Below are 15605 nucleotides of genomic sequence, written 5' to 3'. Positions count from 1 at the left end.
CTTAACCGCGGCCAGCGCCGGAGTAAGGCAGCAGAGCAACTTCGCGGGCGTTCTTGATTGCCTGGGCGATTTTGCGCTGTTCCTGCACCGTGACGCCAGTGACGCGACGGGCGCGGATCTTTCCGCGGTCGGAGATGAACTTGCGCAGCAATGCTACGTCCTTGTAGTCGATGACAGTGATGTCAGCGGCCTTCAAGGGGTTGGACTTTGGTTTGGGCTTACGGAGTTCAGCCTTAGCCATCGTGGAGCTCCTTATCTATGGAGCCCGTGGATATTGATCCACGGGATGGTGGTGGTACGACGGCGGCAGTCGCCCGGTGCCATTGGCACCCTGGCGGGTTCCGACGTCGGCCCTTTGGTGAGTGGTTAGAAGGGAGGCTCGGAATCGGGGCCGTTGCCCCAGCCGCCTGCATTGCTGACTCCGGGCGTGGCCCAAGGGTCATCCTGCGCAGCAGGCTGGTTGGCGCCCCAGGTTCCACCGGAGTTGCCACCCTGGCTTGCACCAGGGTTGCCGCCGAAGCCGCCGGCATTTCCGCCGCCAAAGCCACCCTGGCCACCTTGAGCGCCGGAGCGCTGGGTGCGGTTGACCTTGGCATTGGCGTAGCGCAGGCTCGGGCCGATTTCATCGACCTCAAGCTCGATAACTGTGCGCTTCTCGCCTTCTTTTGTTTCGTAGGAACGGCTCTTCAGGCGGCCAGAAACGATAACGCGCATGCCCTTGGTAAGGGATTCTGCTACGTTTTCGGCTGCCTCACGCCATACCGATGCGCGAAGGAACAGGGTTTCCCCGTCCTTCCACTCATTGGACTGACGATCGAAGGTACGCGGAGTGGAAGCGATGGTGAAGTTCGCTACTGCCGAGCCTGACGGTGTAAACCTCAGTTCGGGGTCACTGGTGAGGTTACCGATGACCGTGATGGTGGTCTCGCCTGCCATCTACTGCCTCCTTGTTCGTTCCTGCGGGGTAAAGAATAAAAGAGTGGAGCTGATTACTCAGCAACAACCTTCTGCTCTTCGGGGCGGGTGATCTTGGTGCGCATGATGGTCTCATTGAGACTCAGCTGGCGGTCAAGTTCCTTGGCGGTGTCCGGCTTGGCGGTGAAGTTCACCACGGCGTAGATACCTTCGGACTTCTTTTTGATGTCGTAGGCCAGACGGCGACGGCCCCAGATGTCAACCTTTTCGATGGTTCCACCATCGTTGGTGATGACATTCAGGAACTTCTGAAGCGACGGCTCAACGGTACGCTCTTCGACCTCGGGGTCGATGATTACCATCAATTCGTAAGGACGCATATGTGAACCCACCTCCTTTGGGCTAAGCGGTTACGGCATTTCCGTAACAGGAGGTTCATTTGCGGTGTCATGCATGCTCCGCTCCCATAGTGGGGGCAGGGCGCAGCACAGACTTCACTATCTTAGTGCATCGGAACCGGATAGGCGATTTCTGGTGGACTTGCAGTTCTCTTGAGGCAGTTCTCTCGGGCTGAAGCTGTTACTTACGTTAGTACCCTGCTGGAAGCCTGCGGAAGGCTCTCCAACTGACATGTGGATAACCGGTGCTTCTCCCGGGAAAGCCGCCTCGCATCAAAGGCCAGGTCAGGCGTCGGGTAGCGGACAAGGTGCGCTATTAGAGTACAGATCATGGACTCCCCCTCCCCCGCACTGCCTGCCACCTTCGTCAGGCGCAGCCGGATCCGCTTCCTGGTTATGGTTCTTGCGGGGCTGGCGGCAGCACTGGCTGCCGGTCTCACTGGGCGCTGGATCGAGGCCCCGGCCATAGGCTGGGCGGTTGCCTCACTAACCTACGTGGTCTGGGTGTGGGTTGTGATCGGAAGGCTGGATCCCGCAGGGACACGCTCCCATGCAATATCGGAGGATCCGTCCAGGGGCGCCACCGACCTTCTGATTCTTGCCGCAAACCTGGCCAGCCTGGCGGCTGTTGCCGCCGTCGTCGTCGATTCACACCGCGGCTCCCCCAACGGCCCGACTGTGTTGGCTGGCGGCCTGCTCGCCCTGTCCTGCGTGGCACTGTCCTGGCTGCTGGTGCAAACCCTGTTTACCCTGCGCTATGCGGAGCTGTACTACGACCCCGAAAAACGCGGGGAAGAACCAGGCGGGATCAGCTTCAACCAGGAGCGCCCTCCCCAGTATTCAGATTTCGCTTACGTGGCCACCAGCCTTGGGATGACCTACCAGGTTTCAGACACGAACCTGGAGAGCCACAGAATTCGGGCCGAAGCGCTGAAGCACGGGCTCCTGTCCTACCTCTTCGGCACCTTAATCCTGGCGACAACCATCAATCTGGTGATCGGCCTCGCCAGCTGATTGGTAAAGCAGGCGGAAGACACCTGGCCGGAGGAACCGGCTGGCAGTCTGTCACAGCGCCTCTTGTTTCCACTGCAGCCGGTAGGCATGCGCCCCATAAACGCCAAGTATTCTTACTTCCGACGTGAAAAATTCAAGTTCGTTGAGGGCCAGGCTCAGCTGGATGTCCTCAGGGTGTCCCTCCACATCAGCCAGGAACATGGTGGCGGCAAACTCGCCCCCCACCATGTAACTTTCGAGCCGCGTCATGTTGACTCCGTTTGTCGCAAATCCCCCCAATGCCTTGTAAAGGGCTGAAGGAACGTTCCGCACCCGGAAAACGAGGCTTGTGACCACAGCTTCCGGTAACTCCTCGCGGAGCGGAAGGGCACGCTTCTCTCCAAGGACCACAAAGCGGGTGGTATTGGTGGGATCGTCTTCGACTTCAGTAGCCAGGACGTCGAGTCCGTACAAACCGGCCGCCAGTGGCGGTGCCAAGGACACTTTTGTGGGGTCATTCCACTCCCGCACCTCCCGGGCTGAGCCTGCAGTATCTCCTGCAATAACGGGTTTCAGGCCGCGGGAACGTATCAGTTTCCGGCACTGGCCAAGGGCGTGCAGGTGGCTGTGTACTTCCTTGGCCTCGTCAATGGTGCTGCCCGGAATCCCCAGCAAATCGAAGCGGATCCGGAGGAAATGTTCTCCAACAATCTGCAGCTCGGAGTCCGGAAGGAGAGCGTGGATATCTGCCACCCGGCCCGCGATCGAGTTCTCAATCGGAATCATCGCCAACTCCGCCTCGCCGGCCGTGACCAGCCCGAAGGCGTCCTCGAAGCTGGCACAAGGCATGGCAATCATTTCGGGATACATTTCCATGCAGGCAATGTTTGAGTTGGACCCGGGTTCACCCTGGTATGCAATTTTAGGAACCATAGAGCACATGCTCCCATATGCCTTGTACGGCATGTGCCTCATGCAGGGTATGCGTCCTACGGTTGCTGCCAGCAGACTCTATGAGCCGCCGGCAGCAACCTTTACTTTAGGACGACGACGGTCCGGCGCCAACGCTGACGTCATCAGCTTCAGGGGCGGGATCCGCTGCCTGTGTAGCCGGAGCAGCTGGCTTGCGGTAGCGGAACAAGCCGATCCCGACCACTACGGCAGCGAGGGCCAGCGAGAGCAGGAGAGACTCGCGTGTGGATTCGAGAATCACCATTCCGATGAGGAGCGCCACGATGCTCACAATCGCAACCCACGTCAGGTAGGGGAAAAGCCACATTTTCAGGGAAAGATCCTTGGCGGCTGCACCCATCCGGCGGCGCAGGATGAGCTGCGATGCGGAAATGACCAGCCAAACGAACAGGGCGATGGCACCGGAGGTGTTCACGAGGAACAGGAATACCGTATCCGGGGCGATGTAGTTCAGGCCGACGGTAACGAATCCCACCACGGTGGAGGCCAGCACTGCGGACGCGGGAACGCCGCGGGAGGAAATCTTGGTCCAGGATTTGGGGGCGTCTCCGCGCTTTGACAGGGAGAACAGCATACGGCTGGCGGTGTACAGGCCTGAGTTAAGGCAGGACAACACCGATGTCAGGACCACGATGTCCATGATGGTGCCCGCGCCGGGAATGCCGAAGAGCTCGATGACGGCGACGTAGGGGCTCTTGGCTACAGAGGCGTCATTCCACGGCAGGAGGGTCACCACAACGGCGATGGAGCCAATGTAGAACACCAGGATGCGCCAGACGGTGGAGCGGACGGCCTTCTTGACAGCATCTACTGGGTTTTCCGATTCACCTGCGGCGATGGTGGCAATCTCGGCCCCGAAGAAGGAGAAGACGACCACGAGGATGCCGGCGAGCACAGCTCCCGGACCGTTGGGCAGGAAGCCGCCGTTCTCCACAAGGTTGCTCAGCCCTGGTGCGGGCACTCCCGGAACCAGGCCCAGGATCGCAGCTGCACCGAAGAGCAGGAACAGGACAATGGCGGTGACCTTTATGGACGCGAACCAGAATTCGAACTCCCCGAAGGATTTCACCGAGCCAAGGTTGGTCAGGGTGAGAAGGACCATCAGGATCAGCGCCCAGATCCACTGGTCGATTCCAGGAACCCAGCGGTGCATGATGGCTGCGCCCGCCGTGGCTTCGATGCCCAGCACGATGATCCAGAACCAGGCGTACAGCCAACCGATGCTGAACCCTGCCCAGCGCCCGAGCGCTTTGTCTGCATAGGTGGAGAACGAACCCGTTTCCGGATTTGCCGCAGCCATTTCACCCAGCATCCGCATGACCAATATGACCACGAGGCCTGCCGCCATGTAGGCAAGGAGAATGCCTGGGCCCGCCTGCTGGATGGCGGCGCCGGAGCCTACAAACAGGCCAGCGCCGATGACACCTGCAATGGCGATCATGGATAGGTGCCGCGGTTTAAGCGACTTCGAGAGTTGCTGTTCAGCCTGCATGGGCGGTTCTCCTCGTCTTCCTGGGTTCAGTTGGAGCTTTGTATCGTGGATCACATCGCTCCTACCCTAAGCGTCAGGCGCACTTCAGTGATCTGTGCAGTCATACAGTCTGCGGCTGCACAAAACGGAGAAGTCAACAAGAACCCGGCCCAATAGGCACTCGCTGTTGCCTCTGGGTCAATTCAGAAACGCGCCGGAAACCATGCCAGCCCGGGAGGACCGCGACGGGACGGGGCAAAACCACTGGCTGAAGGTCTACTGATGAAACGTCGTGGCAGGCGTCCTGAAGAAGGCTCCGGTGACGTCGGCGAGCCATTTCGGGTCCTCCACTCCGCACAGTTCGCGCGCTGAGTGCATGGACAGCAACGGAACACCGACATCGACTGTCCGGATGCCCAAACGTGTTGCCGTCAGCGGCCCAATGGTGGATCCGCAGGGCATGACGTTGTTGGAGACGAACTCCTGGTACGGCACACCGGCTTCCGCGCACAAGCGCGCCCACAACGCCGCACCGGTCGCATCTGTGGCGTAGCGTTGGTTGGCGTTGATTTTCAGGAGCGGGCCGCCGTTGAGGACAGGCTTGTTCGCGGGGTCGTGCCGCTCGGAGTAGTTCGGATGGACTGCGTGCCCGGCATCCGCAGAGACACAGAAGGACGCCGCAAAGGCCTGCCGCCGCTGGCTCACCGAGGCACCAAGGCCATCCGAGATGCGGACCAGAATGTCCTCAAGGACGGGCCCGCAAGCACCCGAACGGGACGCCGACCCGATCTCCTCATGGTCGAAGGCCGCAAGCACGGCGATGGGCGCCTGCCCCTCGGTGCTGCCGGGCGAGGCAGTGTGATTAATCAGGGCCGTGAGTCCGGCGTGGGTGGCGGACAGGTTGTCCAGCCGCCCTGAGGCGAAGAACTCCCCCTTTGCCCCGAAAACCGCGGGTTCCTGCGTATCTGCAATAACGACGTCGTACCCGCCGATCTGCCCCGGGTCCAGCGTCGCGTCACCAGCCACATTTTCGGCAAGGATCGCGAGCACATCCTCTCCGTTCGGCTCCCCGAGCCCGAAGACAGGATTCATGTGCTGCTGCTTGTCCAGGGTGAGGCCGTCGTTCGCTGAGCGGTCCAGATGGATGGCCAGTTGGGGAAAGCGGAGCAGCGGACCTGTGGCGGTGAGGTGTTGGGTGCCGTCCAGCATGACCAGCCGGCCCGCGAGCCGAAGCTCCCGGTCCAGCCACGAGTTCAGCAGCGGCCCGCCATAAACCTCCACCCCTGCCTGCAGCCAGCCGAACTTGCCCGTTGTGGGTTTGGGCTTGAGCTTGAAGGAGGGCGAATCGGTGTGGGAGCCCAGGATATTGAAGCCCGTGGTGGGTCCCGCCTCGGATGGAGTCACCCAGGCGATAAGGGCGCCGTCGCGGATCACGTAGAACTTGCCGGCGCCCTTACTTCCAGCGTCCACAACATCCCAGGACGCAAGCTCGTCCAGCCCCATGAACCCTGCTTCATCCAGTCGGCGGGCGGCTTCATGGACAGCGTGGAAACTCGACGGCGAGGCCATGACATACGCCGCAAGGTCCTGGATGTGCTCGGCGGCGGTGGTTTTGGAAGGCATGGCGTCGAGTCTATCGCTGCCAATATCTCCGCCTAAACCGTAACGTTGAGCCCTGCCGTGTAACCCGCTGATACGGACCCGCCCATGGTGGCCAGTTGGTGGATGCCGCCGTCATCCCCGAAGACCATGTCCGATTGCAGAGTGGTGCTGGGGAAGTTGCTGGCGCTGGTGTCATACCCAGAGGAAGCGTAGACCTCGCGGCAGGCTGCATCCGTGAGCGCGATCTGCGAGACCGCAAGTACCTGGCCGGCGGCCGTCGCGTTGCTCATGGATTCAAAAACCTCAAAGTGGATGTGGGGCCAGCGTCCCCTGTAGGCGCCGGGGAAGATGGTCTTGAAAGTGACCTGCCCATTCGCGTCGGCCTCCTGGACGCCACGGAGGTAATTTTCGTTTTCCAGCCCGGAGTCGTACATGGAGTACTTGCCGTCCCGGTCGCAGTGCCAGGCGTAAACGGCAGCACCCGCCAGCGGGACGCAGCCGTTGGAGTTGTCCAGGAGAGTCATGGTGACGGTCAGCGGGACGCCGTCCACCTTTGTGGTTGATGTTCCAAAGCTGGAGCTGATGTCCTGCCGCACCACGCCGGAAGCCTCCAGGACATTGGGGCCATTTGAGCCGTCGCCGGGGTAGGGGCCTGCTGTTTCCGCCGGAATCTCCACGCCGCATTCGGCAATCGCCCTGGTCAAGGTGGGCGAGGCTGTGGCGGTCGCCGTCGTCGTACTGGTTGCAGTTGCGGTAGACGGCGCCGTGCTGGTGCCTCCCCCGGTCGACCCGCCCGGCGTGCACGCGGCAAGAGCAGCTGACGCCGTTCCGGCGCCGAGGAAAACCCCCAGCGAACGGCGGCTCATTAGCGTGGAAAGGTCGAACTCAAGGCCGCGGTCGTGATTCGGGTGCGGTTCGTGGGGCTCAGGGAGGTTGTTCATGGCTCAATAGAACCTCCCCCTGCTATGCGGTGCATAGGCCATTCCTGTGTTTCGGCTGTGCCATGAGTCAGTAGTCAGGGTTGTTCGGCACCACGAGGCCGGTTTCGTAGGCGTAAACCACAGCCTGGACGCGGTCCCTCAGATGAAGCTTGGTGAGGATCCTGCGGACGTGGGTTTTCACTGTGGCCTCCGAGAGGAAGAACTTCCGGGCGATTTCGGCATTGGAAAGTCCCTCAGCCATGGACTCCAGCATTTCTGTCTCACGGGGAGTGAGGTCGTCCAACAGGGGATCCCGCGCCGGAGCAGAGACCTGCCCGTAGCCGCCGCTTGCTTGCCCTGCGACTCCCAATCCGTTGCCGCGGACGTACGTTTCCAGCAATCGTTGCGTCACCCGAGGTGCCACCACTGCATCGCCGCTGGCTACCACTCTTACTGCTTGGGTCAGCTCTGCCGGGGCCACATCCTTGAGGAGAAAGGCCGATGCCCCCGCCTGCAATCCCGCGAAGGCGTACTCGTCCAGATCGAAAGTGGTCAGGATGATCACCCGGGCATTTGATCCCGACGTCGAAATTGCACGCGTTGCCTCGATCCCATCCAGCACCGGCATCCTCACGTCCATCAGCACGACGTCGGGGTCCAGGATCCGGACCTGACGGACGGCCTCTGCCCCATCCGAGGCTTCCCCCACAACCTCAAGCCCATCCTCTCCCTCCAGGATCAGGCGGAAGCCCATCCGCAGTAGGGGCTGGTCATCCACCAGCACAATCCGTATAGCATCCTTGCCGCTCATTTGATCCCCTCGTCAGTCATGTTCAGCACTGCCCTCACACTCCAGCCACCGGTGATGCCAGGGCAGGCGTCGACTGTTCCGTTGTAGATTCCAGCCCGTTCCTTCATGCCTTCGATTCCCTGGCCGGTCCCGAACTGGCCCGACGGCGTGCTCCCCTTGCCGTCGTCAGTCACCTCTATGGTCACCCGGGAGCCCTCGCGCACAATGTTTGCATCTACCCGGCCCAGGCCGCGGCCATAACGGAGCACGTTAGTCAGTGATTCCTGCACTATGCGGTAGACGGTGAGTTGGAACGCCGCGTCAGCCGGAAGCGCCGGCCCTGTATGCGAGAAATGCAACGGAAGGCCGGCCGTGCGGAAGCCATCCAGGAGTTTACCCAGCGTGGCACTGCCCGCCAGAGGTTCGCGAGGAGATTCGCCGGGCCCGTCATTCCTCAAGACGCCCAGCACACGGCGCATGTCGGCCAGAGCTGTCCTGCCGGTTCGTGACAGCTCACCAAGAACCTCGCCTGCTTGTTCGGGGCTCCTTTTAACAGCGACGGCGGCACCGTCCGAAAGCGTGACCATCACGGTCAGGGAGTGGGCGATGACATCGTGCATTTCCCTGGCTATCCGGTTCCGCTCATTGACGGATCCCAACTGGGCAGCACGCGAAGCCCAGGCGGCAATTTCCTGCTCGTGAAGGCGCCGCTGCCGGACCGACAAGCCGATGCCGGCCGCAATGACGTTGGAAAGCGTGATGGTGATGCCGGCAACCAGGCTGACCAGATGCAGGTCATTGCCTGCGCCTCCGGCATTGTCGGGAAGGGGCCCAACCAGCATCAGGAAGTAGACCAGTGAAAGCGGCGTTGTTGCCAGAGCCAGCGCCGCGAGGGCGAACCGGCGGGTATGGGAAACAGCCAATGCATAAAGGGCAAACCACAACCCTGCGGAGACGTTTGCGCCCCAAGGATGCAGCATGGTGATGGCGACTTCAAGTATGGCAACCACCGTCACAACCATGGCCGGCTGATCCCTGCGGGACAGCAGCACCACGGCCAGAGTGCCCATTAGAGCGATACCTGCCCAGTCGCCGTCGTTCGCGGCTTCAACGATGGTGGGCGTCACCAGCAACAGGTAAGCCGCAGCAACCAGGACATCCACCAAACGGGGACGAGCATGCAAATAACGCCTCAGGCGGCCCCGCCTGCGCGCGGTTATCTCGGCAAAGGACGCGTCGACGTGGGTGGTCGACGCGCCCTTTACCTGCGTAATTTCACTCATCCGCTGAATCGGAGGTGGCTACACATCCCGTTTCTTCAGCAGCACCATGGCCAGGACCACGGGAACAACAACCCAGGCGCCGAGCACCAGGGCGGCCTGCCAGGCTTCGAGATTGCCCGCCTCATGCTCCACGGCGGTCATTGGACTGATGGTGTTGCTGGGCAGGTACTTTCGTATCTCCTTCACAACGTCGCCTTGAATGATTTCCAGGGCAATCGGAACCACAAAAAACAGACCGACAAGGCTCATAATGCCGCCGGCGGAATTCCGGATGATGCTTCCCAGCGCCAGACCAATGGCTGCCACTGCGCCAACATACACACTGTTGACCAGCAGGAGTTTCATGGGCTGGGAAGCCGCCAGATCCAGTTTGAGGTCGTACGCGTCAAGGATGGGAAGCGCAATCAGTCCCGCCAGGAGGGAAGATATGGCCGTGAGGATGAAGGAGCCAACCACCACCACAACCAGTTTGGCGGCGAAAGCAGGCAGCCGCTTGGGCACGGCTGCAAACGTGGAGCGCGCCATTCCGGTAGTGAATTCGGAACTCATCAGCAGCACGCCCAGTGAACCCAGGATCAGTTGGGCAAAGAGGATGCCGGAAGTGGGCACGCCAATTGCAAGCTCCCCTCCTTGGGCTGCCAGCGCCGCGGCAGCTTCCGGATCGCTCAACGCCTGCTCGGCGAAAATGCCCGTTGTCCAGGCGGCCAGAGCACCGAAGCCCACCATGACAAGCAGCGTGCAGACCAACAAAATCAGGGTCGACGTGAGGGTGCGGAATTTGATGTATTCCGAATTCAGGACCCGGAAAAAGCTGGGACCCGGTCCGATGCCGGCGCTGGTTCCACGACGGCCCGGTGCCAGCGAGTTCGGTGATGAGTTCAGTGTGGACGCATTCGGTGTCGATGTGCTCATGGCTCAGTTGCCTCCGGCCTGGACGGGAGCAGGGGCTCCCGAAGTTATCAGCGAGTGGTATTCGACCTCGTCCTTGGTCAGCTCCATATAGGCTTCCTCGAGGCTTGCCTGCAACGGCGTGAGTTCGTAGATCATGACGCGGTTGTCCATCGCCACGCGGGCTATCCGGCGCGGATCAAGTCCAGTGACTTCCAGTAATTCCGGCTCCTGGACCTGGATGGAGACACCTTCCCCGGCCAGAATGTTCATCAGGTGCTCGGGCTGGTCGGTCCGGACGCGTGCCCGGCTCTGCCCCTTGCCGTTGATGATCTCCTGGATGGGGGCATCCGCAATGATCCTGCCGCGGCCGATGACGATGAGGTGGTCCGCAGTTACTGCCATTTCGCTCATGAGGTGGCTGGAGAGGAACACAGTTCGACCCTCCGCAGCCAGGTATTTGGCGAGGTTACGCACCCACACCACGCCTTCGGGATCAAGGCCATTTACCGGTTCATCCAGAATGACCGTCTGGGGGTCGCCCAGGAGTGCAGCTGCAATTCCGAGCCTCTGGCCCATACCCAAGGAGAATCCCTTGACCTTCTTCTTTGCCACCTCTGAGAGCCCGGTCATTTCGATGACCTCGTTGACGCGCTTCTTGGGGATGCTGTGCGTGGCTGCCATGGCCAGTAGATGGTTGTAGGCCGTGCGCCCTGTGTGCACTGCCTTGGCGTCCAGCAGGGATCCGATTTCACGGAGTGGGGCCACGTGCTTGGCGAATGGAACCCCGTTTACAGTGACGGAGCCCGACGTCGGCCGGTCAAGTCCCATGATCATGCGCATGGTAGTGGACTTGCCTGCCCCGTTGGGTCCCAGGAAGCCGGTGACCCGGCCTGCCTCGACCGTGAAGCTGACGGCGTCGACGGCGGTTTTGTCGCCGTAGATTTTCGTCAGGCCTTTTGCTTCAATCATGGAAGCTTTCCTTTGCGTAGCAGTGGATGCAGGGTGCGTTGGGGTGCACCAACCACGCTACCCATGCCGGGCCGAAAATTCGCCGGTCTCAGGGATGATTCAGGGGAGAATCAGGGTAGTCCGATCGGATGATGGTTCCGGGTACCCTCAGGGTTCGGGGGAGTAGTACGTGAGGGCACCGCGCCGCACCGTGAATTCCACGGTGCGAACCCCGGGAATGGCCTCACCGTCCACTGCGAGAGTCAGCGGGGCGCCGTTTGCCTCGACCCTGATCCTCGTCGCCTCCCGAAGATGGGTGATTTTCGACGTCGCCACCGTCCCCGTGACAACCGACCACAACAGACGCAGCCTTGCGAATGATTCATCGGCCGTGATGAGCCGGAAGTCCAGGACGCCGTCGTCCATCACCGGACGCACCAGTGGGGCATGGTCCCGGGGAAAGTACCTGCCCCGGCCCACATAGAGCATCCAGAGCTTGTGCCGGACCCCGTCCACGAACAGTGTGGTGGGCGTGCCGGCTGCGAAGGTCCGCAGCATGGCCACTACTCCTGCAAGGGGCTTGCCCATGCCGGGCTGAAGATGCTCCCTGCGCCTGACCATATCGGGATACAAGCCGATGCTGGCAGTATTCAGCATTGTCAGTTCGAGGCGCTCCGGGTTGTTAGGCATCCCACGCTCCACCACAACGTGGCCCACGTCTGCAAGTGCCGCCTCACCCTTTTCAGCAGCATCAAGCGCCAGGGTGAGCGTGGAGGTACCGGCGTCGCGGGCGAAGTGGTTGAGGGTTCCGCCGGGAAGCACCAACAAGGGCAGTTTCTCCGCCACAGCATAAGCAGCTGCGGCGCCAACAGTACCGTCCCCACCCCAGACGCCCAGGGCTTGGGTCCCTGGCTGGGTGGCCACAGCCCGGATTGCAGCAAGCAGATCATCGTCGTGGCTGATTTCTTTTATATACGCCGACGGGAATACCTTCTGCAGGGCGGCTACCGTTTCAGGGCCGTAGGATCCGCCAAGGGTATTAACTGCAATGCTTAGGCCCTGTCCGCCCGCGATCTTCGGCGCCTGGGTACGGTTTCGCCGGGTGTCCGGGAACGGTGGCCTGACCGGCCACCACTTTCTGGTGACGAAAGCGGCTCCCGCACCGATGGCAGATCCGAAGATCACATCTGACGGCCAGTGGGCACCTGTATGCACTCTTGAGTATGCAACTCCGGCGGCGACGGGAGCCAGTGCCGCTCCTATACCGGGATGGACGAAACCAGCACCCACAGCGAACGCCGCTGCTGACGCCGAATGCCCGGACGGCATAGAAGAACTCGTTGGTTGCGGATGAACGAAACGGAACACCGGCAGGTGCTCCGGAAGTGGCCGCGCGCGCGGCAGGAGGGTCTTGAAACCGAGGTTTGTCACCGCCGAAGCCACGCCTTGCGCAATCAAGCCGTGAAGGGCTGCCCTCCGGGGTTTTCCCTTCAAAATGGCGAGGACAGCGGCCACCGCGAACCAGAGCTTCCCTTTGTTCGCTACAGCGGAGAGCCGGCGGAAGAAATCGTCGTGTTCACCGCCGGGGAAACCCGAAACGGCCCTAACGAGTGCCCGGTCCAGACGCGCAATCCTTCCGGGCCCCCTCCTCAGCATCCTTCGCATTTCCCCACCCTACAACCCAAGACCCGTTGCGGATTTCCGTGGCGTTTGTGGAGTGTCCGGCATCGCCCGGCAGGAGGCACGCCGACCCAATCGTTGGCTCAACTTCCCCATCGCTTGATGGTTACGATGAATCAATGACGCGCGTCCTTGACCCGCAGCACTATTCCCCAGGCCCGGTGATCGCGGCCAGTACGGCCCTGCTCTCACTGATCTCAGTTCTGGGCGGCCTGCTGTTGGCTAACAAGGCGAACCCGCCCTTCCTGGCCCTGGACAACGGATGGCACCAGCTCGTCGGGACGCTGCGCAGCCCCGCGTGGGACGGCATCAACGAGTTCCTTAACCTGGCTGGCTACCGCGGAATCTACGTGCTGCACGCCTGCCTCGTCATCGTTCTGCTGGTGCGCAGAAGGCCCCAGGCTGCCGTTTTCTCCGTTATCGCCGCGGCCTCCGTGGCACTGCTGACCCAGCTGATCAAGGCGGGAATTGGACGCGGCCGCCCAGCAAACACCATCGTCCTCACCGATACGGGTTCTTTTCCCTCCGGCCATGTGTCCGCCACAGCCGCGTTTCTGCTGGTGGTTGCACTCCTGATCGGACGGCTGTGGGTTTGGGTGTTTGCCGTTCTCGGAACACTCACCATGATGGTCAGCCGGACGTACCTCAGCGCGCACTGGCTGATGGACACCTTGGGTGGTGCGTTACTTGCCGCCGCCGTAGTGCCCCTGGTCTGGCTAATGTTTCAGGGCGCCTGCGTCAGGGAAAACACCGACGCCCGCAGGTTGCTTACTTGGCGTGCAAGGGCTTCGCGGCGCCAGCGAGCAGCAAGGCAACCAGGATCGGAGCGAGGATAGCAAGGAGCGCGAGGTGGATCCCTGTGATATCCCCGAGGTATCCGAGCAATGGCGGGCCGGCGAGGAACGACATGTAGCCTATCGTCGACACCACGGACACCCGCGCGGCAGCGTGGCGGGGATCATCCGCAGCCGCTGACATCCCCATGGGGAAGGCCAGTGCGGCTCCCACGCCCCAGAGGGCGGCGCCCGCCCCGGCCAACCACACGTTTCCTGCCAGGACGAAGAGACCCAGGCCGGCGGCTGCCGCGGCCATGCTGGCGCGCAGCACGGCCACCCGTCCATAGCGGTCGATGACCATGCCGCCCGCAAACCGCATCGCAGTCATGGCCAGGACAAAGACCGCGAAGAGCAATGCCCCCGTGGATTCGCTGGTGCCAAGGCCGTCAACTGATGCCTTGGCGATCCAGTCATTGCCTGCGCCCTCGGTCAAAGTAGCGCCGAGCACCACCACGCCGATCAGGAGGGTCCGTCCGTCACGCCAGGCAGACGGTCCCTTGTCCGGCTTGGGTTCTCCGTCTGCGGGCCGCTGGGCGGCGATATGGGGAAGAAAGTATCGCGGCACCACAAGGGTCAGAACGGCAACCAGAGCGGCGATGACCAGCAGGTGCACGGGCAGACTCACGCCGAGTGTGGACAGGGCAGAACCGATGAGGGCTCCCACAAAAGCACCGCCGCTGAAAGCCGCGTGGAACTGAGGCATGATGGTCCGCTTAAGCCGGTGTTCGACGTCGGCCCCTTCAATGTTCTGGGCAACATCCCAGAGTCCAATACCCATGCCGAAGAAGAACAGGGCCAGGGCGGTGGCCGGTACAGACTCTGCCAAAAGGGAGAACGCAACAGCTGCGCCGGCCAGTGCGGCGAGGATCCCGCTGGCACGAACTGTATTGGCCGTCCCGATCCGGCCGACAACCCACCCTGCCGTGGGCAGGGCGATCAGCGAACCGATAGCTGTACACAGGAGCAGCGTGCCCATCTGGCCCGATGTCAGGTGCAGGATTTCGGTAACGGCCGGGATCCGTGCAGCCCAGCTGGCAAAGACCAGCCCGTTCACCCCGAAAATCAGGAAGGTAGCCACCGATGCCGCTTTCAGGCTGGGGCCGGTTGCGATGCTGACGCTCATACAGTCACTACTTTCACAGAGTACGTTTCGAGTTGTGCAAGTTCTTCAGGAGTGAGGATTCTGTCCGTGACCAGAACATCAACGGCCGGCAGGGAGGCGACGAGGGCAACAGCATTACCGTTCCACTTTGAGCCGACACAGGCAACCACTACCCGGGCCGCTGACTCCAGACCCGCGCGTTTCACCGCGGCGTCGTCCACGTCGTGTGCCAACAGGCCGTCCTTGAAGTTCAAAGCGCAGGGGGTCACCACAGCCGTATCGAAGCGCAGGGAACGGATGGTTCTCTCGGCCAACGGTCCACGGAAGGAAAACTCTCCAGGAATCAGGCTTCCACCGGGGAGCAGCAGCGCCGGGCGATGTCCGCTCTGCCAATCGTCCACCGCCAGGACGTTCACGGACCTCAAGGACATGGGCATCAGTGTGAGGTCGCGCTGGCGCAGTTGACGGGCAATTTCTGTCGCCGTGGTCCCGCTGTCCAGCCAGACGTGTTCGCGATCGCCTAAGAGCGAGGCGACGCCAGCCGCAATCTTCACCTTGATGGCTTGGTCTTCAAGTTCGCGCTGACCGTAGCCGGGGTTTTCGCCCCTCAGCACCAGGCTTTTCGCGCCACCGTGGATCCGCCGGAGCACGCCGTGTCCTGCCAGCACTTCAAGGTCCCGGCGGATGGTGGCTCCTGATGAACTGCATTCAATGATGAGTTCCTCAACACTGACTTCATCCCGCGTTCGCAGAAGCTCGGCGATGAGACGGTGCCTTTGTTCAGTCTTCACGCTCAAATGATAG

16 protein-coding genes are annotated in these 15605 nt (G+C 61.7%); 2 read left to right on the top strand and 14 right to left on the bottom strand.

Translation table 11 applies throughout. The features are described from left to right. Nucleotide 1: 1 nt before the first annotated feature. The 3 genes from rpsR to rpsF all read right to left on the bottom strand — a co-directional run bounded on the left by rpsR (nt 2) and on the right by rpsF (nt 1295). Nucleotides 2-241: a 30S ribosomal protein S18 gene (gene rpsR, locus M1E02_RS00220; protein ID WP_003800144.1), complete on the bottom strand. Its 240-nt coding sequence runs from the start codon at nt 239-241 to the stop codon at nt 2-4. Nucleotides 242-366: 125 nt separating this feature from the next. Further along, nucleotides 367-936 carry a single-stranded DNA-binding protein gene (locus tag M1E02_RS00215; RefSeq protein WP_479376175.1) on the bottom strand — a complete coding sequence of 190 codons (570 nt, stop codon included), beginning with the start codon at nt 934-936 and terminating at the stop codon, nt 367-369. Between the two features lie 53 nt (nt 937-989). Further along, nucleotides 990-1295, bottom strand: coding sequence for a 30S ribosomal protein S6 (rpsF, locus tag M1E02_RS00210; RefSeq protein ID WP_050683795.1), 306 nt, complete (start codon nt 1293-1295; stop codon nt 990-992). Between the two features lie 348 nt (nt 1296-1643). On the opposite strand from rpsF, the gene M1E02_RS00205 reads away from it, so the two are divergent. Further along, on the top strand, nt 1644-2327 hold the full coding sequence (locus M1E02_RS00205; protein WP_479376174.1) for a DUF1345 domain-containing protein: 684 nt from the start codon (nt 1644-1646) through the stop codon (nt 2325-2327). 51 nt (nt 2328-2378) lie between these two features. Here M1E02_RS00205 and M1E02_RS00200 read toward each other — a convergent pair whose 3' ends face one another. The 9 genes from M1E02_RS00200 to M1E02_RS00160 all read right to left on the bottom strand — a co-directional run bounded on the left by M1E02_RS00200 (nt 2379) and on the right by M1E02_RS00160 (nt 12848). Then, nucleotides 2379-3239 (bottom strand): prephenate dehydratase, encoded by an 861-nt coding sequence (locus tag M1E02_RS00200; RefSeq protein WP_479376173.1) that lies wholly within the window; start codon nt 3237-3239, stop codon nt 2379-2381. 106 nt (nt 3240-3345) lie between these two features. Then, nucleotides 3346-4770, bottom strand: a complete 1425-nt coding sequence (locus M1E02_RS00195) for an amino acid permease (protein WP_479376172.1) — start codon at nt 4768-4770, stop codon at nt 3346-3348. A gap of 255 nt (nt 4771-5025) precedes the next feature. Then, entirely contained in the window at nt 5026-6372 is a 1347-nt protein-coding gene (locus M1E02_RS00190; RefSeq protein WP_479376171.1) for a M18 family aminopeptidase, read from the bottom strand. A 32-nt stretch (nt 6373-6404) separates the two neighbouring features. Further along, nucleotides 6405-7292, bottom strand: a complete 888-nt coding sequence (locus M1E02_RS00185) for an intradiol ring-cleavage dioxygenase (RefSeq protein WP_479376170.1) — start codon at nt 7290-7292, stop codon at nt 6405-6407. A 67-nt stretch (nt 7293-7359) separates the two neighbouring features. Then, on the bottom strand, nt 7360-8082 hold the full coding sequence (locus tag M1E02_RS00180; RefSeq protein WP_479376169.1) for a response regulator: 723 nt from the start codon (nt 8080-8082) through the stop codon (nt 7360-7362). After that, nucleotides 8079-9344 carry a sensor histidine kinase gene (locus M1E02_RS00175; RefSeq protein WP_479376168.1) on the bottom strand — a complete coding sequence of 422 codons (1266 nt, stop codon included), beginning with the start codon at nt 9342-9344 and terminating at the stop codon, nt 8079-8081. The genes M1E02_RS00180 and M1E02_RS00175 overlap by 4 nt, the downstream gene beginning before the upstream one ends. 18 nt (nt 9345-9362) lie before the next feature. Then, the gene (locus M1E02_RS00170; RefSeq protein ID WP_479376167.1) at nt 9363-10256 is read right to left on the bottom strand and encodes an ABC transporter permease; all 894 of its coding nucleotides are present in this window, start codon (nt 10254-10256) and stop codon (nt 9363-9365) included. A gap of 3 nt (nt 10257-10259) precedes the next feature. Further along, nucleotides 10260-11204: an ABC transporter ATP-binding protein gene (locus M1E02_RS00165; protein WP_479376166.1), complete on the bottom strand. Its 945-nt coding sequence runs from the start codon at nt 11202-11204 to the stop codon at nt 10260-10262. A gap of 147 nt (nt 11205-11351) precedes the next feature. Further along, nucleotides 11352-12848: a phosphatase PAP2 family protein gene (locus M1E02_RS00160; protein ID WP_479376165.1), complete on the bottom strand. Its 1497-nt coding sequence runs from the start codon at nt 12846-12848 to the stop codon at nt 11352-11354. A gap of 134 nt (nt 12849-12982) precedes the next feature. Between M1E02_RS00160 and M1E02_RS00155 the strand changes: the two genes are divergently transcribed. Continuing rightward, entirely contained in the window at nt 12983-13699 is a 717-nt protein-coding gene (locus M1E02_RS00155) for a phosphatase PAP2 family protein (RefSeq protein ID WP_479376164.1), read from the top strand. Here M1E02_RS00155 and M1E02_RS00150 read toward each other — a convergent pair. Beyond that, on the bottom strand, nt 13632-14822 hold the full coding sequence (locus tag M1E02_RS00150; protein WP_479376163.1) for an MFS transporter: 1191 nt from the start codon (nt 14820-14822) through the stop codon (nt 13632-13634). The two genes, M1E02_RS00155 and M1E02_RS00150, sit on opposite strands and share 68 nt — an antisense overlap. After that, the gene (locus M1E02_RS00145) at nt 14819-15592 is read right to left on the bottom strand and encodes a DeoR/GlpR family DNA-binding transcription regulator (protein ID WP_479376162.1); all 774 of its coding nucleotides are present in this window, start codon (nt 15590-15592) and stop codon (nt 14819-14821) included. Before M1E02_RS00145 ends, M1E02_RS00150 begins: the two co-directional genes overlap by 4 nt. Nucleotides 15593-15605: the final 13 nt, after the last annotated feature.

The organism is Arthrobacter sp. Z5-13 (genome assembly GCF_056499105.1).
The sequence above is the reverse complement of the archived record's forward strand: the minus strand, read 5'-3'. Positions and strand labels throughout refer to the sequence as shown.

Coding starts and splice junctions, on each gene's coding strand:
- rpsR (WP_003800144.1), bottom strand. CDS start 241: ATGGCTAAGGCTGAACTCCGTAAGCCCAAACCAAAGTCCAACCCCTTG.
- M1E02_RS00215 (WP_479376175.1), bottom strand. CDS start 936: ATGGCAGGCGAGACCACCATCACGGTCATCGGTAACCTCACCAGTGAC.
- rpsF (WP_050683795.1), bottom strand. CDS start 1,295: ATGCGTCCTTACGAATTGATGGTAATCATCGACCCCGAGGTCGAAGAG.
- M1E02_RS00205 (WP_479376174.1), top strand. CDS start 1,644: ATGGACTCCCCCTCCCCCGCACTGCCTGCCACCTTCGTCAGGCGCAGC.
- M1E02_RS00200 (WP_479376173.1), bottom strand. CDS start 3,239: ATGGTTCCTAAAATTGCATACCAGGGTGAACCCGGGTCCAACTCAAAC.
- M1E02_RS00195 (WP_479376172.1), bottom strand. CDS start 4,770: ATGCAGGCTGAACAGCAACTCTCGAAGTCGCTTAAACCGCGGCACCTA.
- M1E02_RS00190 (WP_479376171.1), bottom strand. CDS start 6,372: ATGCCTTCCAAAACCACCGCCGCCGAGCACATCCAGGACCTTGCGGCG.
- M1E02_RS00185 (WP_479376170.1), bottom strand. CDS start 7,292: ATGAACAACCTCCCTGAGCCCCACGAACCGCACCCGAATCACGACCGC.
- M1E02_RS00180 (WP_479376169.1), bottom strand. CDS start 8,082: ATGAGCGGCAAGGATGCTATACGGATTGTGCTGGTGGATGACCAGCCC.
- M1E02_RS00175 (WP_479376168.1), bottom strand. CDS start 9,344: ATGAGTGAAATTACGCAGGTAAAGGGCGCGTCGACCACCCACGTCGAC.
- M1E02_RS00170 (WP_479376167.1), bottom strand. CDS start 10,256: ATGAGCACATCGACACCGAATGCGTCCACACTGAACTCATCACCGAAC.
- M1E02_RS00165 (WP_479376166.1), bottom strand. CDS start 11,204: ATGATTGAAGCAAAAGGCCTGACGAAAATCTACGGCGACAAAACCGCC.
- M1E02_RS00160 (WP_479376165.1), bottom strand. CDS start 12,848: ATGCGAAGGATGCTGAGGAGGGGGCCCGGAAGGATTGCGCGTCTGGAC.
- M1E02_RS00155 (WP_479376164.1), top strand. CDS start 12,983: ATGACGCGCGTCCTTGACCCGCAGCACTATTCCCCAGGCCCGGTGATC.
- M1E02_RS00150 (WP_479376163.1), bottom strand. CDS start 14,822: ATGAGCGTCAGCATCGCAACCGGCCCCAGCCTGAAAGCGGCATCGGTG.